Source organism: Pedobacter sp. WC2423 (assembly GCF_040822065.1).
Taxonomy (GTDB): domain Bacteria; phylum Bacteroidota; class Bacteroidia; order Sphingobacteriales; family Sphingobacteriaceae; genus Pedobacter.
This window is the reverse complement of sequence record NZ_CP162005.1, coordinates 1,678,705-1,703,678: the sequence shown is the minus strand read 5'-3', so window position 1 is coordinate 1,703,678 and position 24,974 is coordinate 1,678,705. Positions and strand designations below refer to the sequence as shown.

Below are 24,974 nucleotides of genomic sequence, written 5' to 3'. Positions count from 1 at the left end.
ATGGCAAACACGGAACAAAATATTAAAGTAATCAGCAAGAATAATTCTGGTTTTCCGGAGTATCTGGACTTTGAGCGCTTAAGAACAGAAGGTATCGCTTATCTGGGTCAGCTTTCTGGAAAGATATGGACGGATCATAATGTACATGATCCCGGAATAACGATCCTGGAAGTGCTTTGTTATGCGCTTCTGGATCTGGGCTACCGGACTAATCTGCCTGTAGCGGATATTTTTACGCCTGATCCTGCAGCAGTTGGAAAAGATAACAATTTTTTCAGTCCTGCGGAGATTTTAAGCTGTAACCCGCTGACAATTATTGACTATCGAAAATTGCTGATTGATATTGATGGGGTAAGAAATGCCTGGCTTACAGTAGCGACGGATCAAAAAGATTTTTGTAAGCGCGGTGGAACTGACAGCAATGGGGTTGCAGGTAATACGGACTGTGACGAGTTCTTAAATGGCTTGTATCACGTTTATATAGAGCCGGAAAAGAATATTGAAAGGGATTTTAAAAACGATCTGGATGCAAAGACCTATCTGGATTCCCTATATACTAAAGTAAAAGAGAGGTTGATGGCACATCGCAATTTCTGCGAAGATTTTGCCGGTGTCCACCTGCTTTGTAAGTTTCAGCTTGGGGTTTGTGCAAATATAGAGCTCAATGCAGACGCTGACCCGGAAAAAGTTTACCTCAGTATCGCGCAGCAACTGAGGACGTTTTTTTCACCTTCACCAGTTTTTTACACTTTGCAGCAGCTATTGGATAAAAATAAGCCAATTGATGAGATTTTTGCGGGTCGTCCTTATAACCTAACTGAAAGCCATGGTTTTATTGATACCGATGAATTAACAGGTCTTAAACTAAAAAAGGAAATACATCTTTCGGATGTATATAGCCTGATCCTGGGGATAGAAGGGGTACAGAAAATAAACAAACTGGGCTTAAAAAATTGTAAAGATGCATTGCCCAATTTTGACTGGAAATTTAAACTGCCTGAAAATCATGTACTGGATTTCTCTATGGACTGTTCTGGTTTTCAGTTTACCAAAAATGGATTGCCTTTTACTTTTGATACCAAAAAATACGAAGGATTATTTCAGATTGATTGGAATACGAATGGTAAGTTTTTATATCAGTCACCTTCTCCATACCTGGATCTGCATATTCCAAAAGGTATTTATCATAGTGATCTGGATGAATATTCTTTATTACAAAACGACTTTCCAGACGTATACGGCATTGCTGAAGGTGGCTTACCCGATGAGGCTTCTGATTTAAGGAAAGCGCAGGCATTGCAGCTCAAAGGGTACCTTTTGTTTTTTGATCAGCTGCTTTCTGGTTATTTATCGCAGCTGAAAAATATCAGGTCTTTGTTTGCGATGGCATCACCCGCAGATCAGGCTCAAAAACATACTTATTTTTTGAACCAGCTGGAAGCTATCCCGGGTTTGAACCATTTGCTTCGTTTTGCTGCAGGGGCTGAGCAAAGCAATGCGACAAGTGAGCAGGGCAGTATTCTGGTGCATCTTGTTCCTAAAATTGAACTGGATAAGCTAATCAGTTTAAACCTGACCAAGCCTGTAAATCCAACTGCTCTTGCTGCATTTACTTTCAGTTCTCTGACGAGTTTACAAATTGCACTCAGTGAACTTAAGGACGATTTTTATACAAGTTCTTATCGCAGTGGGTTTTTAAATGAGGACAGTACTGCACTCTATTATTACCTCTATGGTTCATCTGATCAGTTTGCATTAATTAGTCATACCAGCTTTAAAACGATCGCAGATGCGAAATTGCAGTTAAGCACCGTAACTTATATTGGAACGTTTGAACAGAATTACCGTATCTTTACAAATAGTATAGGTGAGGTTTCTTTTGATCTGGAAATGAATATGGTATCTGCTAGTGATTACTTGCAGCATATAATGGAAGATGATGATTTGTACGCAGAAAGAAGGAATACTTTTCTGGATCATCTGCTGGCTCGTTTTGCAGAGCGGTTCACTGATCTCGCTTTGCTTTCTTATGGTCAGCAGTCCAGGCAGCAGGCTTCATCTGCTGCAATCAAGGCTAAAGAGAATTTCCTGGTAAACTATGATGAAATCAGCGCTAACCGTGGAAAAGCCTATGATTATGCTGAAAATAACTGGAACAACGCTAATCTGTCTGGTTTTGAAAATGAGGCGAAGTTTTTGAGTGGAATTGAAAATAAGCAGTTGCATAGTCTGTGTAATTTCGTGGTTGCAACCTATGATGAACAATATGTGGTGAACTTGAAAATTGCAGGTCAGCCGTATTTTGCCCTTCAGGAGAAATTTGATTCCAGAGCCGAAGCAGAAGAGATTGCACATCGTGTCTTTACTGCCTTGTCAGATCCTTCGAGACTAAAAGTACACTACCTCAATCAGGAGAAAATGTATGGGGTGCAGTTACGGTATGATGACCGGAACACCGTGTTTTTTAGTACTAAATATAAAAATCCGCAGGAGGCTGAAACGGTAAGCGTTAATTTAAACCGCATGTTTTCCGGTGTAGCGGCATCAGAAGATATATTCATTAGTAACTATAGATATCATGTGTATTTGGTTGACTATAAAGGTGATATTTTAAGTGAACTTTCGGTTTCTTTCGTTTCGGAACCCGAAGCTCATGCAGCGGAACAACAATTGGTTCCTAAAATTAATGAGGCTAAAAACTGGTTGAGCGGAAGCAAGCTGAAAAGCAGGACCGGGACTTTACAATTCAATAAAACCTATCCGGAGCAGCTGAAGTTTATCGATGTTAAATCATTTAAAATAGATATCAATAATACGATTGTCGGGAAGCCGGACAAGTTCACTTATGAGTTGCTGGACAATGCCAATTCTTTTAAATTTTATCCTGAAAGAGATTTTGGAAATAGCAAGGAGGCAAGGCAGCATTGTTATTTTGTGCTGACGCTTGCGGGTAATGAAAATAATTACCAGATTTCGGGAAAGACTGATTTTAAACTTAACCTGGTCTATAATGGCGAAACTGAAGCCAGTTGCGATTCAACTTTTTTGACTGAAAGCGAAGCAAGGGAAGCGCAACAGCAAATTATCAGGCTGATCAGGGAACGGGAATTTACTTTGAAAACTGAAGCCGTTGCCAGTGGCTGGAAGTTCAACTATCGCCTGGGTTATGCGCCTGAGGCTGATTATCTTTTTACCAGTGCGGATGAATATTCATCGCCAGAGGAAGCTATGAACCACGCTAAAGCTTTTCATCAGGGCATCCCTTCACTGCAAATAGAAGAAGAAGAGGAGATTGCTTTGGCACCGGTAAAGAAAAACAGTAAAATTCCGCGGCTTAAACTCACGCAAAATGTTGCATTAAGTAGTCATGCATTAATCAGGAATGCATTTGAGGAGCAAAAGACGATCGCCTTGCTGAAAAAAAATGATCAGCCTAAGGCTTTTAAAGGGGCTGTGGAGATTGATGAATCTAATGGTGCAGGGAGGTATGTATACCGGCTGGTGGATAAGGATCATGCGATGGCTTTTTATCGGGAAAATTATCCGGATAAGGATCAGGCAGAGCTGAGCAGAAGAAAAGTCGCCAGAATGCTGCGGCAAAATTTGAGGTATCTGCAATTGTGTTTAGGAGGGGATATAATTCATCAGGTTGCTGGCAAAGGAAGCAGTTTATATCGTTATCAGCTAAAAGCGCATAATTATTTTTACACTTCGGGTGAACTTAGTGGAGAGGAAATGGTGCTGTTTGAAAGTACAATGACCTATACTTCAAAAGAAATGGCCTTTCAGGCATTTGAAGAAAACTATTTTTACGTTTTAGAGCTGGCTTCAGTTCCGGAAAATTATGGTCGTCTGATCGGTTTACAAGAAGATCCGGCTGCTTTTGTTTTTATTCCTGAAGCGACGCGCATCGAAATTCAAAATCATGGAGAAGGTGATATAGTACAATTAATGTCCGAATTGATCAGATCTTACCCTATTAAACGTGTTGGATGTGGTTCTGAACAGTTTAATGATTTGTTTTGTGGTACTGCTGATCCGGCAGCAACTGATCCCTGCAAAACAGGAAAGTCCCGTCAGCAGGTTTATTATTTTGTAACGGGTACAGGTGGAAAAGAATCCGGACAATGGTATAGTCTCAAATATTACCAGACCGTGGAAGAATGCAGCAAGGAGTTCCTGCTTTTTATCGCTTTATTGAAGTATCCGGGCAATTTATATGTGGATTGTGATCCTTGCGCGAAACAGCAGGAGCCTGTTTACAAAATTTTCCTGCGTGAAGTGCTGGCAGAGAGTTATGCGAGATTTATCAGTGAGGCTGATGCCTGGGGTAAGGAGGGTTTGGAAAAGTTCATTTGTGCGGTTCAGTCTGAGCTTGGTTTTCATCATTACCAAAAAAGAGAAGATTGTTGTTATACTTTTTATCTGAGTTGTGGCGAGGACCTGGTTGTTCATCCTTGTGTTTATCCTACGCAAAAAAGAAGGAATGAAGTGTTAAATGAAATTTATGAGCAGTTCAACAAATTTGTTCAGGAACAGTCGTATGCTTTAAGAGCGGATGATAAAGAACTGCTATTACTTGATGAAGCAGGGAATCCTTTCGCCAGACAAACGATCACGGGACAGATGGGCTGTGAGTTGGTGATGAGGTTAATTGACGTTATAGTGGATGTAAATAGTTTTTATCAGGAGAAAGGCGGTGAGCTGTTTTTGCTGGACAGTGCCGGTAACTTGATTCTTCAGTCTTATACACAGGATTATGGAATGGAACGGTGGAAAGAAACACTGAAGCTTTTTGCTTGCTATTTCCCTGTGCTGAGAACTAAAAATGAGACTACCGGAGTGTATCGTTATCATATAGAATTGAGATTTCCTGGTTTCACTGCCTGTGCCGATGAAGTAAAAGAAGAAGATCCTTGCGGCTGTAACGGCAAGGGAGCAGAGCCGGTTTGTGAGCTGGCCTGGAAGTCATCCTGCTGTTTTGCAAGTTGTGAGGAAGCAATGCAGGTATTGGACTATATACGCGAAGTACTGGGCAGTTTTGAAAATTATCAGCCTGTTTTAGGCTGTACGCCTGATTCTTTTGGTATTGCGCTGAATTTTAACAACAGAAAGACTGCTGGTTCACTGTCAGCAAACAGACGGGTGATCAGCGGAGAGCGTATCGCATTTAATCCGCAATGTTATGAGTCGGTACAAATGGTTTGCAGCGCAGTGGAACGGACAAAATACCTGACCAACGCAGAGGGTTTACATGCCGTGGAGCATATTTTGTTAAGACCTGGTTCTGCTGCTGATTGTGAATGCAGGGACGATCTTTATTACGGCGAATCTAAGCGGCAATGTGATTATCAATGGGTCGTGACTGATGATGATCCATGTAGTGAGGCACGTAATGTCTGTTTTGTTCCTGGCAGCGATCCTTATTCATTTATTGCCACAGTGGTACTACCGGCATGGCCTGCACGTTTCAGAGCGGTTAACAGCAGGCTTTTGATGGAGGATATATTATACCGGCTGGCACCTGCCCATGTACTATTACGTGTACTCTGGCTTGCTCCTCATGATTTCTGCTGCTTTGAAAGTAAATACAAGAACTGGCACCGCTGGCTTGCCGAAAAGAAAACCTGTGCTGCGGACTTCTCAGTCTGTGATTTTCTTGAGTTTTTATTCCGGAGAAATTATGAATGTATGGATGATTGCGAGCGCTGTCTTCCTGATGAGATTGCCGCGCCTCAAACTCATCCGTGTTTAGAGGTGAAGACAACTAAGGAAGATCAAAACCGGTTTCTTAACCAGGTAAACAAAGCATTTTGCTGGAACCCTGTACAGTGCAATGGCTATGAATTTATAGCTTGTGAACAGGTGAAATTGGAAAGGGAGAATAAGATAAATGTAAACGAGCAGGAAGCCTTTAAAAACAAACGCATTGCAATGTACCGGAGTTCTGCGAGTCATATTGGGGAGCATTTAAAGAAAAATGTAACGCTGCCCGATGTGCTGATTTTCCTTGACGAAAAAGAGCTGACGGCTGAAAAATTTGAAACGATAGTAACCACAATCATCCGGAATCAAAAGCCTTTGGGGAAAGGTGCCGTTGCGCTTAATCAACATCAGGTACTTCATCTGCTGGAAAATGCAGTGGGGTATATGCTGGATAATTTGTGTTTCAACGAGGACGGGGATTTTAAAAAATTGAGCACTGCTTTTGAAAAGATGCGGAAAGCAAAGATAGATTTAGCAGCAGTGTATAACCATTGGGATGCACTGGAAATGAAAAAGTATCTGCCTGATTTGTCAATTGAGAATATCAAGTCTTTATTTACTGGTAGTAATATGGTATGATGATATGCAGCATGTTATAAAAAAACAAATCATTGATCTCCGGCTGGATAAACAACTGGATAGTTTTCTCTTGCAGCAGCAGGTAAGTGATCAGTTCCGGGAGTCTGTGTTGCCTGTATTTGAAAATGAATTTAATAAGCTGGCTGGTGAAGATGAAGTAATTAGCCTGGAACGGGTTGAAATAGATCTGGGTGTGATTTCAGTGGGTGATATAAGGGATGGTTTATGGCATGCTGATTTGCTGGCTCATTTCAGAAAGCAGTTCAGCACAACCCTCCTTGAGGAAACCGGGCAACAGAACGGGGCATTGATCAGAAGATCCATCGCTGGGAATTATTATAAGCAGTGGCTTTTTTATATGAGCAATGGTTATTTGCCCTGGAATCATATGGTGCGGGCTAACCAGCAGTGGACGTCTGTTCTGGAAGAACTGGCAACAGATTACCAAAGTATTGCTGAACTCAGGGACGAGATTGAAAGTAACACGTTACTGGTGCTCCGGATGATCAGACAACACGATTGGTTGTTTTTAGTCCGGTTAGTTGAAGTATTAACAGCCGAAAAACAAGAAGGACTTTTGACCATCCTTCGTAAAATATCCAGCTGGTCTGTTTCCCGCAACAAGCTGGAGGTAGCGAATAATTTAAAGTCACAAACTGGTCTTTCGAATTTAGTTTATGAAAATATAGTGTTCCGGATTTTAAGGTCAGCAGTTAAACCTGATCGCTCATTTGCTGGTTTTATTGTTGAATTAAAACATGATATGGATGTTTTAATCAATTATAAATCAGTTGTTAGTATTGGGCGTTTGTGTGCAGTCTCTAATCATGGCTTACAGGAGGGAGAAGTTATCACAAAGAATATTTTTCATGCAATGTCTTTACCTGAAGATAAGGTTAATAGTGAAATTTTACGGGTAGAAAATGAGAGCTGGAAGCAGGTTGTTGAGGAAGAAAGTATTTTCACGTCCAATGCCGGACTGGTATTAATCCATCCTTTTTTGAGTTCGTTATTTAAACGGATTGGTCTTTTAGCTGCTCAGCAATTTATTGGAAGAGCAGCGCAGGAAAAAGCAATTTATCTTTTACATTATGTGGCTACAGGAAAAACCAAAGCTGAAGAATATGAATTGCTGGTGCCCAAAATACTCTGTGGTTATCCTGCCACTTTGCCGGTAGCAAAAAGCATTAGGGTATCGGCCAAAGAACGGAAAGAAGCTGATGGGATGCTAAAAGCAGCTATCGCTTCGTGGGATATTTTAAAAAGTACTTCTATAACAGGACTTCGGGAGGGGTTTTTACAACGCAGTGGAAAAGTTATCCTGAAGGAGGGAAAGATCAGTCTTCTACTGGAAAAGCATACAATTGATGTATTGCTGGATCATTTACCCTGGAGCTTGAGTTTAATTAAGTTGTCGTGGCTGGATGAATTGATCCGCGTGGAATGGCGGTAGTATAATATTGCTTATGAAAGCTAGTGAAACCAAGTCGGTGGCAACGTCTGCCAAAACAGATTCTCCTTTCTTTAACAAGGGGACCGATACTGGTTTGCTGAATGACAATGCCACAGAAACCGCTTTTTTCGATAAACAAAATGACAGTTCTTTTTTTGTACAGGCCAAATTAACTGTCGGACAGCCTAATGATAAGTATGAGCAGGAGGCTGATACGATGGCTGATAAAGTAGTGCAGCGTTTAGATCGTCAGGATACTAAAGCTCCCGGGATACAGACCAGACCAGCTGATCTGATTTATGGAATCAGTCCTTTTGTTCAAACTAAATGTGATGCTTGCGAGCAGGAGGAGAAAAAAGAGAAAAAGACAGTAAAAGAAGAGGTTAGACGCAAGCCTATTTTTGAGAGTAATGCTGAACCACAGGAAGATAAGGGCGCAGTGCAAAGGAAATGTTCAGCTTGTGAGGAAAAAGAAAAACACGTGCACCTGAAAGAGCAGGATAACACTCATGGAGCAGATATGTCTGCGATTGAAGGTAGTTTGTCAGCCTCTAAGGGCAGTGGAAAGGCATTGCCAGAACAGACACGTCTGGAGATGGAGAACTCTTTTGGTGCCGATTTTTCAGCAGTGCGTATTCATGATAACAGCAACGCTGTACAAATGAATGAGGGTTTAAATGCTCAGGCTTTTGCGCATGGCAATGATATTTACTTCAATAGCGGAAAATATAATCCTGAAACGGCTTCGGGTAAACATTTACTGGCGCATGAGCTGACACATACGGTTCAGCAGGGAGGAAGCGCAGTTCGGAAAAAGGATCAGGAAAAAGAACCGGAGATAAAAACAGATCAGGCTACACCGAATATTCAGGCCAGCTGGTATAATTTTAATATTCCTTTCACAGATTATCAGTTTGATCCGAGTATCGACGGCTTAAAAAACGCAGGGAATATGGCTGTTGATGCAGCCAAATGGACTGGTGGAAAAGTAAAAGATGGCGCAGTATGGGTTAAAGATACAGTTGTTGATGCTTTTCAATGGGTATATGATAAAATAGCTGGTTTTGTGAATGAAGGGATGGAATGGCTGGGGGAAAAATATGCCGAGATCAGGAAATTTGCCGAGTCTCCGTTTGAAGCCATAAAATCTGCTCTTAGCGGAGTATTAGGCTTTATAACGGCTCCGTTAAGTATAATCCAGGCTGCATTTGCTAATATGGATGGCGATGTATTACAGACGGCCTGGAGCTTGCTGACCTCGGGTGCCAATGCAGTCCTATCTGCGATTACTTCAGTGACCAGAGCCGTATTAAAGATGGGGGCTGCCATCTGGGCTCCTGTAGCGGGGTTTATCACTTCAATCTTTAACAAGATTGACGCCGTAATTAACAGTCGTGTATTTGGTTATGTGCCAGATTTTTTACAGCAAAAAGCAAGACAGATTTATAATGGACTGCGTTCTTTATGGATAACGATCCGTGATTTCTGGACCGCACTTTGGAAAAAGCTGACTGCATATATTGAGAAGATCCTGGCCTCTATCAAGAGTTTTGTCAATAAAGTATTGGCTTATGCTATTCAGGGGGTCATTAAAATTATGAAGTCGCTGAAAGCTGCTTATGATCTGGTCAAATTGGTGGCTAAAGATCCTGAAGCATTTATCAAACCTATACTTGAAAATCTGGCGGCCAAATTAAATGCTGAAGCTCCTCCAAAAGCTAAAGAGATGGCCCGTCAAAAGTTGAAGGAAAATGTTCCGGCCAAGGGAGCGGATTCAACAGGCAATGGAGTGATTCAAAAAGCACCTACTGGTACCACTGCTACAGCAAAGCCTGTGAGAAGTACGGCTACGTATACGGAAATTGATAAAGGAATTGATAGAAGTATCACACAGCAGTGGAATGATCTCAAACTGGTGGATATGCTGTGGCAGACGATTAAGAATATGTTCTGGCCTCCTGCTACAATTAAGGCTATAGGGCATGAATTTTATGAGTTATGGACGGATGACTGGACGAACGCGGCTGCAAGCCTTTTTGCGCCCAGAAATATTCTGGATGATCCGCTCGGTTTCTTCCATGATATCTGGTCTGATTTTCTGATCTTATTAGACTTTCCGCTGGCTTTATGGAGAAGGCTCAATAATATTTTAATGTTATTGATGGGTTATGTGACTATTATACTGGTAGTTATTGGCTTTGTAGGAGGCGCAGCGGTAGGTGGTGGCGTGGGAGGTTTGCCGGGAGCAGCTGCTGGATTAGCAATGGCAGGGGCGCTTGGTGAGGGCTTAATGGTTTCTTTCTTGCTGGCGGAAGGGATTACGATTGTGAAAGCTTTACTGGATTTATTTACGGCCAGACAAACCGCTAATGACAAGGAAAGAGATTATAAACAGATAGCGGGCAGTGCGATCGGAATTGGTATTGCACTGGTATTGGAAATGCTCTTTGCTTTTCTTTCCAGCCTGGTTTCAGAAATTGTTGGCCGGATTAAAGGCAAACCAGGTGCTTCTGTGCCTGAACCATCAGTAAAATCTGGTGAAGGGCCAAAACCGGGAGAGCCTGTGGAGCCTAAGCCTGTGGATGGAGAAGGTGGTAAAGGAACTGACGGGGAGGGTGGGAAAACCACTGAGCCCAAAGCTGTAGAAGGTGAAACCTCTCCGAGTATGGATGGGCAAAGGGAACTCAGGATCAATGAACAGGGAAAATGTGAGGTTTGTGCTTCGCCTTGTGCAGACATCAGGGCCAAATATAAGGAGGAAATTACGCCGGAGATCAATAAGAAAATCTCGGCAGTTGAGGCCGATACGAGTTTAACGGAAGCTGCGAAAAAGGACTTGCTCAAACCAATTGAGCAGGAACTGGCAGATTTGAAAGGAAAAGTAGATCCGGGTAGTGTTAAAGGCATTAGTGTCGGGGATGAGATTACTTTACCAAGAAAAGGTGGCAGGACCCGTGGAAAAGTCGTGGGGATGGATGAGAAATATGTTAAAGTAAAATATGACTCAGGTAGCGGCAAAGGTGGTGAGGTAACGCAAAGTATTCCCCGCGAAAAGTTTGAGCAAATGGTGATCGATGGGGAGATTGTTCCCGCGGATGGCATCTACAAATATTTAATAGAAAACCGGCCTAAATATAGAGAAGGTTTAGTGAATGAGGTGTGGGAAGCTGCTAAAGCACAGGGGAATGGCAAAGTTATTGACCCGCTTACTAAAAAAGAATTAACGTGGGACAGAACTAAACCAAGAACTGAGCAATGGGATATGGGCCATAAATACGGACATGAGTACAGAGAGTTGGTAAAAAGAAGGGCGAATGGGGAAATTACGCATGAGCAGTTTTTGGATGAATATAACAATCCTAAAAACTATCAGCCAGAAGATCCTATGTCCAATCAAAGTCATGCAGGAGAGAAAAAATAAATGGAAAATAACATGGAAACAGACTATTACGATCTGATCAGAAATAATGATCTGGAAAACCTTAAAAAAGCTTTTGCTGAAAATATTGATTTATGTACAGTGATGGTTTATGGCAAGAGCTTACTTATCAATGCGGTTGTGCTGGATAGAATTGAGGTTTTGGCTTTTTTAATCAGGCTGGGCTGTGATCTCAATGCGGGGGATGAAGAAAGAGGGGTAACACCGCTTCAGGCAGCAGCTTTAAAAAACAATGTGAAGATAGCCGAGGCTTTACTTGCTGCCGGTGCGCGGGTTGATTCGCAGGACCGTGGCGGGAATACACCTTTAATCGAAGCGGTTTTTGTTTATGAGCACGATGCGGCCATGGCCAGGTTGTTATTACAACACGGCGCCGATCCTTTATGTCGTAATAAAGCTGGTGTAAGCCCTGTTGATCTGGCGAAAACGACAGCGAAAAAGGAACTGATCAGGTTATTTGAAAATTGAATTTGAGTGTCAAATTAAACGTTTAAAATATGTCTTATCATACAAGAATTTATCGCCAGCGAAATGCGCATGCGCATGAAGAGGTGAAACAGAAACCATTTTTTTCTGCAGAGCAGCAGCAAGCTAAAGGCTCAGCAGTACAACGTCTGGCTACTGCTGCTGAAGATGAGAAGCAGAGTACTAATGATGCAAGAATGGCTGAGGATAAAGAAATTCAGGGAAAACCAATGGAAAGTACTGAACCCGAAAAAGAGCAACAGGAGAAGACGCAGACCGGGACTGCTAAAATGTAATTCCTTCGCCAATGAATATCCGGAAATTAAGATCCATTTTTGGAGTTAAAATAAAACCCATTCCTATGATGAGTCAGAATTATGCGCCTGAAGAAAAAACAGGTTTCAAATCTTTTACGGATCTGAATGCTCCGGAAGAATTCAGGTATCTTGAAAAATTGATTCTCTATCGTCTGGAGACCTGGTTTCCTTCAGATGAGGCTATTCCAATTGCAGAACCGGTTATCGAGCTGGATATATGGTCTCCGTCTTTATCGGATTTTATCAGAAAACATACGCTGAATCCGGATGAAGCTGTTTTATTACTTTTAGGCATGGTTCCACACGTACAAGCTGATTTATTTGATCGTATAATTGGTTCTAAACTTCGGAATTCCGGAGATTTTCAACGGATAGGAGGTGTAAGAGGAAAAGATTACCGGGGTTTTATTCCTACAGGGGAAACTGCTGTATTCCTTTTGGCAGCTGATGATTTTAAAAGAAGACTGGAAATTCAGAAGTTATTCTGGGCAGATCATTTGTTTGAACGGAATAAAATCCTCTGGCTGGATGACCATGCGCATGGTGAGCCGGCTATGAGTGGAAAGATCATTTTATCTACAGAATATCTGGATACGTTTCTGTATGGTCAGCCCGTTCCGCCGAGGTTCAGTATGAACTTTCCTGCAAAATTGATCCGCACCGATCTTAATTGGGGTGATCTGGTCATTAATGAAGAGCTGAAAGAACAGATTAATGAGCTGAAAAGCTGGTTAAGGTATCATGATCAGCTGGTGCAGGAATGGGGAATGGGTGATCGTTTAAGAAAGGGTTACCGGGCTTTGCTTTATGGACCGTCTGGTACGGGAAAAACTTTCACAGCTGGTTTATTAGGAAAAGAAGTGGGGAAGGATGTTTACAAGATCGATCTGTCTATGATCGTTTCAAAGTATATTGGCGAAACTGAGAAAAACCTGGAGTTGTTGTTTGCCAGAGCGGAGGATAAAGGATGGATCCTGTTTTTCGATGAAGCAGATGCTTTATTTGGAAAGCGGACTAATGTGCGGGATGCGCATGATAAATATGCCAATCAGGAGGTTTCTTATTTATTGCAGCGGATTGAAGATTATAATGGATTGGTGATCCTGGCTACTAATATGAAGAATAATATCGATGATGCTTTTATCCGCAGGTTCAACGCAATTTTGAAGTTTTCATTGCCTGAAGCCGATGAACGTGCAAAAATATGGCGTTCAGCGTTTCCAAAGGACGTAAAGTTTTGTAAAGATGGTGAAGATGAGCAAGGTCTTGTTGATATTCCTGAACTGGTGAAAGGGCACGTTATTTCTGGCGGTTGCATTGTCAACGTTGTACATTATGCCAGTATCAAAGCTATCGCGAGATACCAGGGAGCTCAATCTGAAAAGCGTATTTATCTGAGCGATGTTTTGTACGGCATCAAAAAGGAATTGTTGAAAGAAGGAAAGCCGTTTATAGCGTAGGGAATTTTAAATTGAGCTGTGTAATTACTTGTATAACACCTGCAAATATTATTGCAGGGTTATACAAGTCTTTAATTATACTTTAAGGCTCTTCATTATACTTTAAGGCCACCTTCAATAGAATCATCCAGCGTTTTGCCTACAGCTGCGCCGATTACCATTTTAATTCCGGCAATTACATTTCCATGTTTGTTATCCCAATAATAACCTGTTTCTGGTGATATTCTGATAATCGCGATACGCGGATCATCTTCACCTTCAGTAAACCATGTTTTCATGATAGGATTCCATAATTCTTTGATTCTGTTTTTATCTGCTGAAAGTATTGCATTTCCTTCCAGAAACAAAAAGTCAGAATGTGCAGACCCCTGAAAATATAATTTCACTTTAGAATCGGCATCGATATCCTGGTAAGTATGACTGTCATTTGCAACCAGAAACCAGATTGTACCTTGTTCATCTACTTCCTGAACGCTCATAGGGCGCGTGCCATTAGATTCTCCAGCTGAAGGTTGTGTACATAGGAAACAGGTTTTAGCAATTTCTGTTAATTCCCTGATTTTCTCAATAGCCGATGTACTATCCAGATTTTCGTGATTCTTCTCAGTTTGGTTTTGATTAATGCTATCCATAAATTTATGTTTTATGGGAACAGTACAATTAATACGGTTATTTGTTTTGATTTAACAATAATTACACGTGCTTTAGAGATAAATAGGGGAAATGAAAAAAACAATACATATCAACATAAATCCGTTTTACCTGAACGAATTATTGGTTCTTTACTGATCCATTGCAGACATCTCCTTCAGGAATACCATCAAGCCATACTTTTAAAATTTTAATCCGATCTCTGGTTAATGATTCCAGGTAAGAAGCTCTGCACATGGCTTCTGCACTTCCATATTTTCCCATTTCCGGGTATCTTGCAGCCAGGTCAGCATTTCTTAGTTTTATCCATAACAATTGAGCTGCCTTGATATTCTTAATAAATTGTGCTTTGGCAGCATATTCCTTCAATATCTTTTGATATATTGTGTTTAACTCATTGTCTGCTTTTTTATAACTGCTGGCAGCGGTTGAGTTCATTGTGGTCTGAGTCTGGGCATATGAATTCTGATGAATCAAAATCAAACATAGTGCAATAGAAAATGTTATGATGGCAGATTTGAAATGTGTTGATGCATTTTTTAAGCCAGATTGTGTTTTCATAAAAGTCGTTTTTTGATCTGTTAATTAAATTTAGTTTAGTCACTGAACGGTCTATGAGTTAAAATGGTATATCTGAAAGAATTTTAAATAGTTTTGATAAAACAGATTTATGAAAAAAATACTAACTATAGCCAATAGCATTGCTTTAATTGTCACTGTTTTGATGAGTTACGTTGCTAACACCGGAATGCTGACTGGTAATACCATGAAAGCTATTTCTGATAAATATTTCAATTATTTTACACCGGCAGGCTATGCTTTTTCAATCTGGGGACTTATTTATCTCGGTCTGCTGGGCTTTATATTTTATTCCTGGCGCAGTCTTACTAAAGAGAAGGATGAGGATTCCATACTATTGAAAATTGGTTGGTGGTTCGTAATTTCCTGCCTTGCTAGTTCTATTTGGGTTGTTTCATGGTTAGCTGACTATACAGGTGCATCGATCCTTATTATGGCTGTTTTACTCTTCTCGTTATTGAAAATTATTATCAATACACGTATGGAATTGGATGCTCACCCCTTCAAAATGTACCTCTTTGTCTTTTGGCCCTTTGCACTCTATTCTGGATGGGTATCTGTTGCTATCATAGCTAATATAGCGGCTTTTTTGACTAAAATTCACTGGGATGGATGGGGTATTTCTGACGTCAGCTGGACAATTATTATGCTTGTTGCAGCAGGTCTCATTAATATATTCATGATTATAAATAGAAATCTTCGCGAATATGGTTCAGTTGGCATCTGGGCACTAATGGCCATTTCAGTATCAAATAATAATGCCAATGGCAGCCAATCTGTAGTGATTACTTGTTATATTATCTCAGCAATTATATTGGTATTTATAGTAATGAGCGCTTTGAAAAACAAGAATAGTTCATTAGGAAAGATGTAAGATGTTAGTGTATTAAATCAAAACATAGGTAAATAACTGTTTTTTATTAATATTTCTATGACCGGAACACAAATATTTGAAGCTGTTAAAACTCTGCTGGGACATTCAGTAACCTACTACCTTATAGCGGTAGATATGAATTCTAACTATGTGTATATAAATAAACATTATGCAGATATTTTCAAGCCTGTTCATGGAGATCTTGTAGGCCGCCATTACGCAATTACGATGCATCCTGATGACCAGGAAACATGTGAAATAGTTTCGCAAATGGCTTTTAAGCATCCAGATTCAATGTTTCCGGCAACTATTCGTAAGTATGATGGACGAGGTGGCTTTATAATTACAAGGTGGGAGTATAAGGCTATGTTTGATGATAATGGTGCGCCTGCGGGTATTTATTGTATTGGCCATGATATCACAGAACTGATGAAAATTACTGGTGAGCTCCAACAGGTAAAAATAAGTCACTCTCACTCTGTAAGACGGCATGTTGCAAATTTAATGGGTTTGGGAAAATTAATTCAGGGGAGTACAGAGATTAATGATATGCAGGATGCCGCAAAGATGATCGTTCAAAGTGCAACAGATCTTGATGAGGTGATTAAAGAACTTTATAAATAAAAATCCTGCTGATGGCCGGGTCTTCAAACAAAGCAATAAACTGACAATTTTTTCAATATCTTGCTTCACTAAAAATATTAGTATAGATTTGTGTGCTGCCACCAGATTCATGCAGTTTATCATATGGAACCTGATTCTTCTATATTCATGGACAACATAGAGTCTTCTATCAAAACAGAGAAGGCTTTCAGGAATTATCATGGCGAAACTGAGTGGCATCGCAATTGGAAAGCAGCTTTTCCGCCGGGATTCAGGGAGGTAAGTTTTTCTGATGTGACATTAGGAGAGCTTCACCGTGCAGATGTACATACTCCTTGTGGTACTACCCTTGAATTTCAGAATTCTCCTATTTGCCTGGAGGAATTAAAAAGCAGGGAGGCCTTTTATCCTAAGCTGATCTGGATTTTGAATGGGAAAAAGTTTAAGGGTTTCCGGGTATTGAAAAGTCTGCCGGATGTAGATGATCCCAGAATTGCTGATTATGATTTCTGCAATACCGCCCATCTGTCAATGATAAGAAAGTCTGATTTTCTTCAGGGCAGGCCGAGGGTATTGAATTTTCAACATCCGGAACTGAGAAAGCTTCCGCTTACTTCTTACTATTATTCGTTTTGCTGGAAACATCCGCACCGGGTGTGGTATCAAGCCAAAAATCCAATCATTGTTGACCTGGGAGGGCATTTTATTTATCAGCTGAAGCAACGCAGGCAGCTATCTGAAGATTATCCGTATTTGCATATGATGACCAGAAAATCTTTTATTGAGCAATATGTCCGCTGATTTTATTAGGGTATTACAGCCCGTTGTTCATTATAGTTTCCACTTTTTAATGCCAGGAGCTATCGCATATTTGTTTTTTAGAAAGCAGTGGAAGCGGGCATGGCTCATCATGATCAGCACTATGATCATAGACGCAGATCATCTGTTAGCTACACCAATTTTTGATCCGGGAAGATGTAGTATTGGTTACCATCCATTGCATTCTTATTATGCAATTGCATTTTATTTTATACTATTGCTATTTCCTAAAACCAGGATAATTGCAGTTGGATTACTCTTTCATATGTTTACAGATTGGCAGGATTGCCACTGGTCTTCAATTGTAATGTATATGAAGCAGTTAGCTAATTAAACTTATGCTGCAATTTGTAACTAATTTAATATGTTTTTAGCGTTAAAGGTAAAAATTATATATTGGACGAATATATACCAATGTGGCGTTAATAAATATGGAAATAAGGAATTTAGAAAATATCGATCTGGAGAAATTGGTGTCGGTTATTAATTTATCATTTTCAGATTATATCGTACCAATGCAGTTAAATCTGGAAAAATTGAAATCTAAAATTGTTGCAGAGGATGTGAAACTTGAATTAACCAGAGGCGTATTTGATGAAGGTCAAATGGTTGGTATTATGCTCCATGGATTACGGGAAAGCGAACAGGGATTAATAGTATACAATGCTGCTACAGGAGTAATTCCAGACTACCGGGGGAAGGGATTGGTGCGTGAAATGTATGCTCATTTACTACCTGAATTAAAAAAACTACAAGTGAAAAAGATGGTTCTGGAAGTGATTACAGGAAACCATTCTGCCATAAAAGCGTATGAGAAAATGGGGTACACAGTTGTTCGAAAACTGAACTGCTACTCAGGGAAGCTTTCTGTTATAAAACACAACCGGGTCACCACGTTGAAAGAAATTGAAAGCTTTAACTGGTCTGAATTTATTGCTTTTTGGGATACGGTTCCTTCCTGGCAAAATGCTGTTCAAAGCCTGGAAAATACTAAAGAACACTGTCACGTGGCAGGAGCCTATATAAATGATTTATTGGTGGGCTATGCCATATTTAATCCGGTATCAAGAAAAATAAATCAGTTTGCCGTTGCCGCAGCTTACCGGGGTCAGGGAATTGGTAATGAGCTGTTTTCTTATATCAATGAGGTTGTTGAGCAGCAGGAAGTATATGTTTATAATGTAGATCATCAGGCTGTTTCCACATTGGAATTCTTAAAAAGTGTAGGGCTTCTTGAAAAAACGGCACAGTTCGAGATGAGCAGATTGGTATAATAAATGAAAATAATCTTTATAAGACACTCGTTTTATTTAAATGGGAAAGTTTTACAATATTTTAGTTCACACCCTATAGAATGATAACATTATTACTTCTGGATTTTAGTTTTTTGAAGGGATCGGTCATAAATTCTTCCAGGTAATCAAATCCGTTAGCTCCAAATCCAGCTCCATGTGCTCTGTTATGGATCTGGATAATTTGTGCGTTGGGCATGTACCTTTTACTTTCCAGCAATCACAGATTTTTGCGTTTACATTATTAAATGGATAACCCAATAGCCAGGGAATGATTTGATCTTGCATGGCTATCAGAAGTGGGTCTTAATAAGCAATCTGGGCTGCACAATACACTGAATATCTAATTCCTAAAGAATGAGTCGGATCTCCTGAAAATATATCATCCAGTATTTTAATCGCAGGAGCATTGATAGTCTGCCTGTTGAAAACACGGAGAAAACAACGGCGGTTCTGGTAGATAAAAACAGCGAGCTGATAATTCTCCTCTGAGCGATTGCCAGACTCTCCATATTATCCTGAAATAACGACCATTTATTGAGATTAACCATCAAAATGTTAGCGTCATATATATAAATATTTGCTGTTTTCCGTACCACATTATCAAATTCAATTACAAAATAATTAATTTTTATTAATGACAAAAGATATAATTTTTCGTTTATACATGTTGGTTTAAACTCACGTTAATATTTTTTAAAAAACGCTTTAGCATATAATTATTGCGTGTTTTCCTCTATTATAAAATATATAATCATCTTATAGTGAAGAGCTTAATTTTTATATTATCATATTAGTTTTTATATTATCATTAATAGTTCAGTAAAAATTATTTAATTAATTATTTATATCATATTTCAACAAAAAATTTGTTGAAATGATTAATATTTATAATATTTGTTAACAATAAAACAAAACCAAATATTTACCGAATGAGTATTGTTAAGTACATCGACAGACTTGTAACTATTGATTACTATGTGAGCAGAAAGGCTACTGGAACTCCGGCTGAATTTTCTGAAAAATTAGGAATCAGCAGAAGCAAACTTTTAAAGGAGATTAAAGAACTCAAAGCGATGGGTGCACCGATCGCTTATAACAATTGTCTGAAAACCTATTTCTATTCAGATTCCAAAAAACTGATTTTAAAATTTGAATAAATAAATGGATTTGCCATCCGATAGCAGCCATCGCTAGTATGAAAAATAATCACAAAGTTATTTACAAGATTGAACAGCAGTTAATGCAACAGGTAAAAGATATGGATCATTCTTTTATTAACGGCAGATCAGGAGCCATAGTCGCGCTTTCTTATTATAATGCATTTCACTCCTCTGCAGATCAGGAAAAACATATTGCTGAAAAGATCAAATTTTTAATTCAGAATAATCTTGACGATATAGAAAGCAAACCGATGCAGTATTCACTATTTTTTGGTTTGGCCGGAATATGCTATTCAATCAGGACGGCAGGCCATCTCGACTATCGAAATGCAATACCTGAATCATGGTTAAAATCACTTGACAGATTAATTGTTAATTCTGCAGATCACTATCTAAACATTAATGAATTCGATTTAATGCGTGGCGCAGGTGGAATCTTAACCTATCTGCTGCATTTCAACCCCTCACAAAAAAACACAAAACACATGATCAGGCACCTGCTTGATGCTGCAATTTGTGTTGATGGTGACAAATTCTATTGGGGCACTTATGACATGAATGTTCAAAGCAATCAATTGGAATATTCGCCTGAAATTTATAATCTAGGGCTGGCGCATGGTATTCCTGGAATTATTTCTATTCTTTCGGAGTGTTACAGATTAAACTTCTACAGAAAAGAATGTGCTGAAAAAATTCATGGTGCCATAAATTTTATAATCAGCAGACAAGTAACCGGTCATGATTATTGCTTTCCAGCCCGGGTGAAAACGAATAAAAATGGAATCGGGGAACCAGAGCCAAGTCGTTTGGGTTGGTGCTATGGGGATTTGGGAGTGGCAATCGCGATCCTAAAAGCGGGTCAGTATTGTGGAAATAAAGCCTGGATAGAGAAGGGGAAGGAAATTGCCTGCATGACTCTTGGTAGAACCGGACACATGGCACTACTGGATGAACATGGTCTCTGTCATGGTTATCTTGGAACGATGCATATGTACAATCGCGTATTTAAAGCAACAGGTGATCCTGTATTTCAGAAGCAAATGAGATACTGGGAGAGCATTTCCAGTAAAGATCTCGACTTTAAAGTAAGCGAAACTGGTTTTTTTAAAGTTCAGAACGATCAGGGTTCAGGAAAAATCAAACTTGGCAGCGCTGATATCTTACAAGGGCTTTCGGGCATCTTATTGTGTCTTCTTTCTTCCAGAGATGGTATCGCATATCCCTGGGACAGAGCATTCTTAACAAATATAGAAAACTGATTTATTATTAATGTATCTTATTTATGCCTGATTATCATAAAATTTCCTTCTGTACAGTAGCAATGGACCGTTTACACCACGTTAAACTGACCCTGGAAAAAAACATTAAAGACAATGAAAAATATCCGGCTTTAGAATTTATTCTGCTGGATTATAATTCTTCAGATGGACTTCAACAATGGGTGATGGATGAAATGGCCTCTTATGTGGAATCAGGAATACTAAAATATTACCGGACAACTGAGCCAGATTTTTTCAACCGGAGCCATTCTGCAAATATGTCGTTTAAACTGGCTACCGGCGATATTTTATGCAGGGTAGATGCAGACAATTATATTGGCCCTGATTTCGCTGCCTTCGTGAATCAACAATTTTCAGAACAGGAAAAGATATTTTTGACTCCTAATTTTGAAAGGCGGGATGTGATAGGACGATTGTGTATAAGAAGTAGCGACTTCTATAGTTTCAGGGGTTATAATGAATCTTTTAAGGGATATGGATTTGAAGATCTTGAGCTCTATCAATATCTGTTCTTAAATGGGCTCAGTCATAACTTCATTACTGATTACAGATATCTGGATGCCATTTATCACGGACATGATGAGCGATTTGCGAAAGAATATATTGGGAAGATGCTTTTGGAAATTTATGTATCCTATTTAGAACCTTGGAAAGCTGAAATCTTATTGCTCTACAAAGATTCTAAATATGAAAGAGGAACAGTGATAGATAGTGAATGTGTTCCGGGGACTATGGAAACTACAGACACCATAACCAACAAGATTAATCTTGAGAAGAGCTGGGAAAAAGGTACATGGCGACCGGCCAGTAATGGAGATGGATCTCAGTATTCAGGATTGGATCATTTGATAATCAACCTGTCCGCTTCAACTTCTATAAGCAGTATTTCTGGTGAGCAAATGAATTTTTATAAGATTACTGATCAAAATCTTCGCAATGATATTATGTTGTTGCGTACTGAACTAGAGAACCGGGAAAAATTTTATAATACAACTATTTCTGCCGTGGATGAGCGTAATCTCAATGGATTTGGAATAGGATTAACTGTAAAAATGAATTAACTACATAATTTAAGATGAATTCAACTGTATATTTCAATAAGCTATTTTATGCATCAGGTGACTGGCACAGACTTTTGAGAAACTTAATTTCCCCATTTATTAAAAGAAATGATTTAATAAGCCTGGAAAAGAATTTATTTTTCTTTTTTTCTTTTGATAAAGGAGATCATATCAAATTTTTCGCTTACCCAAATGATCCTCAGTTCGGAAATATTTATAATGATTTTTCTATAGAACTGAATGATTATTTACTTCAGTTCCCATCTGAAAATCCATCCAGTATAACCACACCGGGTGAATGCTTGTGGATTAATTATGCGAACAACACGGTTAACGATACGCATGATTCTCAAAGCAAACAAATGTTGCTGCGCAAAAGATTCTTCTCGCTTTTTAATGCCCTGAGTATATATCTATTGGAGGTATTTGATCAGGAGGAAACTTCTGTTGATGGAATAATTTCAATAGCATTGTTTTTGCAAATGAAGTTAGCCAAAATACTTCCTGCCGAATTTCCATCTGTCATCTATAGTTCTATAATCAGGAAGGTAGAAATCAATTCAGAAATGAACATCAGAAATATAAACCTGATGGATCAGATCTATCAGAATTGTATAATCGATTTCGATGAAAATGCAGAGGACTTGTACAGTTACTACGAGGATACACAGCTAACAGAGGCCACTGCCGAAAGGGAGGTTATTTTATTAAATAATTTACTGGAACAATGCAGAGCGATTCTAAAAGAAAGTACAACGCAGGCAGCTATAGAAAATCTGGTTATGCTGATCTCCCTTCAGTTAGGCCTGGGTTCAAAACAACAAATCTATCTCTATACTATGATAGAAATCTTTTTTAAAAAACGGGATAGTTCAATTTTAATGACAGTATAATGACAATACTGCGTCAGTAAATTCGAAAGTGTCAAAATAGTAGACTACTGGAAATTACATTTGAATAAATTAAACAATTTAATCATGAAAAGAAAAACTCTTAAAATCAACAAGGAAACAGTTTCTTCCATCTTAAAAAATGATGAAATGAAAAATCTGCAAGGTGGTTATTTATTCTCACTGATCAATGGATGTTCACATTCATTATGTGTTTCTCACAATTGCAGCGGTATCGGATTTACAGTAGGCTCGAGTCAATGCTGTTAATCTAGACTGACAGACCTGGACAACAGGTCTGTCTTTTTAATTTGTTATTCCGAAAAACAAGCCTGATCGGTATCAGGCTATTTAAATTAATTACCTGATGTCTTTGTCGATAAAATTATTTCTTTTTTGCTGTTTAATTTCTTTTCCTAATGTTTACGGACAGACCAAAACTATAGCAGGCAGAATAATGTCGGGTGTTGAATCGGTTCCTTATGCAACTATAGGCGTTAAAGGGAAAAACATTGGTTCAGTCTCGGATGAGAATGGTCAGTTTAAGATTGAATTTAAAATGGATCAATTCTCTCCTCAAAAGGACGAACTCATCATTTCTTGTCTCGGATTCGCAGATTTAGTTTTGCCCTGTAAAAATATAAAGCTTAATGAACCCCTGATCGTGCCTTTAGTGAAAACTGAAATCACACTCAGGGAAGTAACTGTAGTTCCAGGAAAACCTAAAGAAAAGAGATATGGTAAAAGGAGCAGCGCGATAATGACGAGCAGGGCAATTTTTGTACATGGTGAACAAATAAATGATGCTCTGGGCAGAGAAATAGGAATGATTATGAAAATCGATGACAATAGTTCTTTAAAAGATTTCAACGTTTTTGTTACTGGCAATCAGTTTAAAAGCGTGAAGTTTCGTCTGAAATTCTATGATATAGGCGGAAATGAGCCTGCATTGATTCCGCTATCAAAAGACATAATTTTTGATGTAATTGAACCTAAAGGCTGGGTAAAGGTAGATCTCAGACCTTATCATATCTTTCTCACTGGAAAAGAAAAGATTGGTGTAACCATGCAATGGATCGAAAGTACACCTCTAAATGAAAAGAGCAGATACTTTGTTATCTCGGCAGGAACATCAATTTCCAGTAATGGTTTATACCGGCCAAAAAGCGAGTCGGCCTGGACGTATCCCAGGCATAATTTAAGCATGTATCTCACTGCTGATATTTACTAGCAGTGTTTTAACCGCATCGGATCATTTAATTTTAACCAAATACAGTTAGGCATGTTTTCAATGAGAGATTGTATCGACGAAATCGGACATTTGCAGCCATCATTTGTCGACCTGGAAAAAGTCAGGAAAGAGAGGGGAATAGAGCCTATGGAAATTTTCCTGAGTACCATTCCGGATTTTTTCGACGAAAATGACTGCGGGTTACTAGACAATATTTGTAAACTTCAAAAATTGATTATTAACAGCAGTAAAAAGGAAGATTTTGAGAGTGCCTTTGAATATATACAGGTGATCAGGTACCTTTTGAAAAGTTTCAATAATGAAACTGCAAGGATTGCCGGCAATTCTTTATGTCTTCCATCTTTTTCATTTTTCTATTTTAAAAAAAAACATTTCAAAAGAAGTATTAACTGTATCACTACTCTCTGTAAACAAAACGATGGGTTGTATTATACCTTCCCGATTTTCCACCTGCATAAAATACACCATATTATGAATCTGGTTGACGTTTATATTGCTAAAAAACAATATGAAATGGCGGGGAAGATTATGAAAGATATAATTTTATATCATGGTACAGGAGCAATACCTGGGCAATGGGGAGAGGGTTCATTTGAACATCTGAATACATTAAGAGCAATGATTTCTCCTGATCATCTAACAAATACATTATTTTCACCTCTTTTTGTCAGCTCCTGGCGCCATAAACAAATGCGCGAAATACTGTTTAACGACGAAGATTTTATCGTCAGAATAAATGCGGCTTTACCTGTAGAATCACATTTTTATACTGGGTTAGTTAGCTTTTTTATGGCAATGAAATCTTTTATAACTGCTAAAGTTACCTATGATATCTCTGTGTTTTTCAGCCACTTTAAAGGTTTTGAGTTTGACGGTTTTAAGCTCCTTCTCCTCAAAGAAATCTACGTTGTCACTCAGGATGAGTGTGTAAAGAAAGATATCGAAATGATTATCAAAGATAAATTGAGATTTAAGTCCACCGACGAAATACTACAGCAATTATGTCTTTAAAGTTCTCCTGTATCAACTGT

General features: G+C 39.0%; 21 protein-coding genes. 18 read left to right on the top strand and 3 right to left on the bottom strand.

Annotated elements, in window-relative coordinates:
* The 6 genes from AB3G38_RS06730 (at position 1) to AB3G38_RS06705 (ending at position 13,479) form a co-directional block, all read left to right on the top strand.
* Positions 1 to 6,345: a hypothetical protein gene (locus AB3G38_RS06730; protein ID WP_367867726.1), complete on the top strand. Its 6,345-nt coding sequence runs from the start codon at positions 1 to 3 to the stop codon at positions 6,343 to 6,345.
* A 4-nt stretch (positions 6,346 to 6,349) separates the two neighbouring features.
* Positions 6,350 to 7,798 carry a contractile injection system tape measure protein gene (locus AB3G38_RS06725; RefSeq protein ID WP_367867725.1) on the top strand — a complete coding sequence of 483 codons (1,449 nt, stop codon included), beginning with the start codon at positions 6,350 to 6,352 and terminating at the stop codon, positions 7,796 to 7,798.
* A gap of 13 nt (positions 7,799 to 7,811) precedes the next feature.
* Complete coding sequence (locus tag AB3G38_RS06720) at positions 7,812 to 11,219, top strand: DUF4157 domain-containing protein (RefSeq protein WP_367867724.1); 3,408 nt, start codon at positions 7,812 to 7,814, stop codon at positions 11,217 to 11,219.
* Positions 11,220 to 11,705: an ankyrin repeat domain-containing protein gene (locus tag AB3G38_RS06715; RefSeq protein WP_367867723.1), complete on the top strand. Its 486-nt coding sequence runs from the start codon at positions 11,220 to 11,222 to the stop codon at positions 11,703 to 11,705. It abuts the gene before it with no gap.
* Positions 11,706 to 11,734: 29 nt separating this feature from the next.
* On the top strand, positions 11,735 to 11,998 hold the full coding sequence (locus tag AB3G38_RS06710; protein ID WP_367867722.1) for a hypothetical protein: 264 nt from the start codon (positions 11,735 to 11,737) through the stop codon (positions 11,996 to 11,998).
* Positions 11,999 to 12,063: 65 nt separating this feature from the next.
* Positions 12,064 to 13,479, top strand: a complete 1,416-nt coding sequence (locus tag AB3G38_RS06705) for an ATP-binding protein (RefSeq protein ID WP_367867721.1) — start codon at positions 12,064 to 12,066, stop codon at positions 13,477 to 13,479.
* A 95-nt stretch (positions 13,480 to 13,574) separates the two neighbouring features.
* Here the strand turns inward: AB3G38_RS06705 and AB3G38_RS06700 are convergent, their stop codons facing one another.
* Positions 13,575 to 14,111, bottom strand: a complete 537-nt coding sequence (locus tag AB3G38_RS06700) for a pyridoxamine 5'-phosphate oxidase family protein (protein WP_367867720.1) — start codon at positions 14,109 to 14,111, stop codon at positions 13,575 to 13,577.
* A 139-nt stretch (positions 14,112 to 14,250) separates the two neighbouring features.
* Positions 14,251 to 14,691, bottom strand: coding sequence for a lysozyme inhibitor LprI family protein (locus tag AB3G38_RS06695; RefSeq protein ID WP_367867719.1), 441 nt, complete (start codon positions 14,689 to 14,691; stop codon positions 14,251 to 14,253).
* Between the two features lie 109 nt (positions 14,692 to 14,800).
* Here AB3G38_RS06695 and AB3G38_RS06690 point away from each other — a divergent pair, with 109 nt between their 5' ends.
* The 5 genes from AB3G38_RS06690 to AB3G38_RS06670 all read left to right on the top strand — a co-directional run bounded on the left by AB3G38_RS06690 (position 14,801) and on the right by AB3G38_RS06670 (position 18,279).
* Complete coding sequence (locus AB3G38_RS06690; RefSeq protein ID WP_367867718.1) at positions 14,801 to 15,583, top strand: hypothetical protein; 783 nt, start codon at positions 14,801 to 14,803, stop codon at positions 15,581 to 15,583.
* Between the two features lie 57 nt (positions 15,584 to 15,640).
* Complete coding sequence (locus AB3G38_RS06685; RefSeq protein WP_367867717.1) at positions 15,641 to 16,207, top strand: PAS domain-containing protein; 567 nt, start codon at positions 15,641 to 15,643, stop codon at positions 16,205 to 16,207.
* 123 nt (positions 16,208 to 16,330) lie between these two features.
* Entirely contained in the window at positions 16,331 to 16,987 is a 657-nt protein-coding gene (locus AB3G38_RS06680; RefSeq protein WP_367867716.1) for a competence protein, read from the top strand.
* Positions 16,977 to 17,339 (top strand): DUF6122 family protein, encoded by a 363-nt coding sequence (locus AB3G38_RS06675; RefSeq protein ID WP_367867715.1) that lies wholly within the window; start codon positions 16,977 to 16,979, stop codon positions 17,337 to 17,339. The genes AB3G38_RS06680 and AB3G38_RS06675 overlap by 11 nt, the downstream gene beginning before the upstream one ends.
* A gap of 97 nt (positions 17,340 to 17,436) precedes the next feature.
* Entirely contained in the window at positions 17,437 to 18,279 is an 843-nt protein-coding gene (locus AB3G38_RS06670) for a GNAT family N-acetyltransferase (protein ID WP_367867714.1), read from the top strand.
* 73 nt (positions 18,280 to 18,352) lie between these two features.
* On the opposite strand, the gene AB3G38_RS06665 is transcribed toward AB3G38_RS06670, so the two are convergent.
* Positions 18,353 to 18,496 carry a hypothetical protein gene (locus AB3G38_RS06665; protein ID WP_367867713.1) on the bottom strand — a complete coding sequence of 48 codons (144 nt, stop codon included), beginning with the start codon at positions 18,494 to 18,496 and terminating at the stop codon, positions 18,353 to 18,355.
* Positions 18,497 to 19,229: 733 nt separating this feature from the next.
* On the opposite strand from AB3G38_RS06665, the gene AB3G38_RS06660 reads away from it, so the two are divergent.
* The 7 genes from AB3G38_RS06660 (at position 19,230) to AB3G38_RS06630 (ending at position 24,954) form a co-directional block, all read left to right on the top strand.
* On the top strand, positions 19,230 to 19,457 hold the full coding sequence (locus tag AB3G38_RS06660; RefSeq protein WP_367867712.1) for an HTH domain-containing protein: 228 nt from the start codon (positions 19,230 to 19,232) through the stop codon (positions 19,455 to 19,457).
* A 38-nt stretch (positions 19,458 to 19,495) separates the two neighbouring features.
* The gene (locus AB3G38_RS06655) at positions 19,496 to 20,719 is read left to right on the top strand and encodes a lanthionine synthetase C family protein (RefSeq protein ID WP_367867711.1); all 1,224 of its coding nucleotides are present in this window, start codon (positions 19,496 to 19,498) and stop codon (positions 20,717 to 20,719) included.
* 23 nt (positions 20,720 to 20,742) lie between these two features.
* Positions 20,743 to 21,801, top strand: a complete 1,059-nt coding sequence (locus AB3G38_RS06650; protein ID WP_367867710.1) for a glycosyltransferase family 2 protein — start codon at positions 20,743 to 20,745, stop codon at positions 21,799 to 21,801.
* A 14-nt stretch (positions 21,802 to 21,815) separates the two neighbouring features.
* Positions 21,816 to 22,694: a hypothetical protein gene (locus AB3G38_RS06645; RefSeq protein WP_367867709.1), complete on the top strand. Its 879-nt coding sequence runs from the start codon at positions 21,816 to 21,818 to the stop codon at positions 22,692 to 22,694.
* A gap of 84 nt (positions 22,695 to 22,778) precedes the next feature.
* On the top strand, positions 22,779 to 22,961 hold the full coding sequence (locus AB3G38_RS06640) for a hypothetical protein (RefSeq protein ID WP_367867708.1): 183 nt from the start codon (positions 22,779 to 22,781) through the stop codon (positions 22,959 to 22,961).
* Positions 22,962 to 23,058: 97 nt separating this feature from the next.
* Positions 23,059 to 23,922: a carboxypeptidase-like regulatory domain-containing protein gene (locus AB3G38_RS06635; protein WP_367867707.1), complete on the top strand. Its 864-nt coding sequence runs from the start codon at positions 23,059 to 23,061 to the stop codon at positions 23,920 to 23,922.
* A 51-nt stretch (positions 23,923 to 23,973) separates the two neighbouring features.
* Positions 23,974 to 24,954 carry a hypothetical protein gene (locus AB3G38_RS06630; protein ID WP_367867706.1) on the top strand — a complete coding sequence of 327 codons (981 nt, stop codon included), beginning with the start codon at positions 23,974 to 23,976 and terminating at the stop codon, positions 24,952 to 24,954.
* Positions 24,955 to 24,974: the final 20 nt, after the last annotated feature.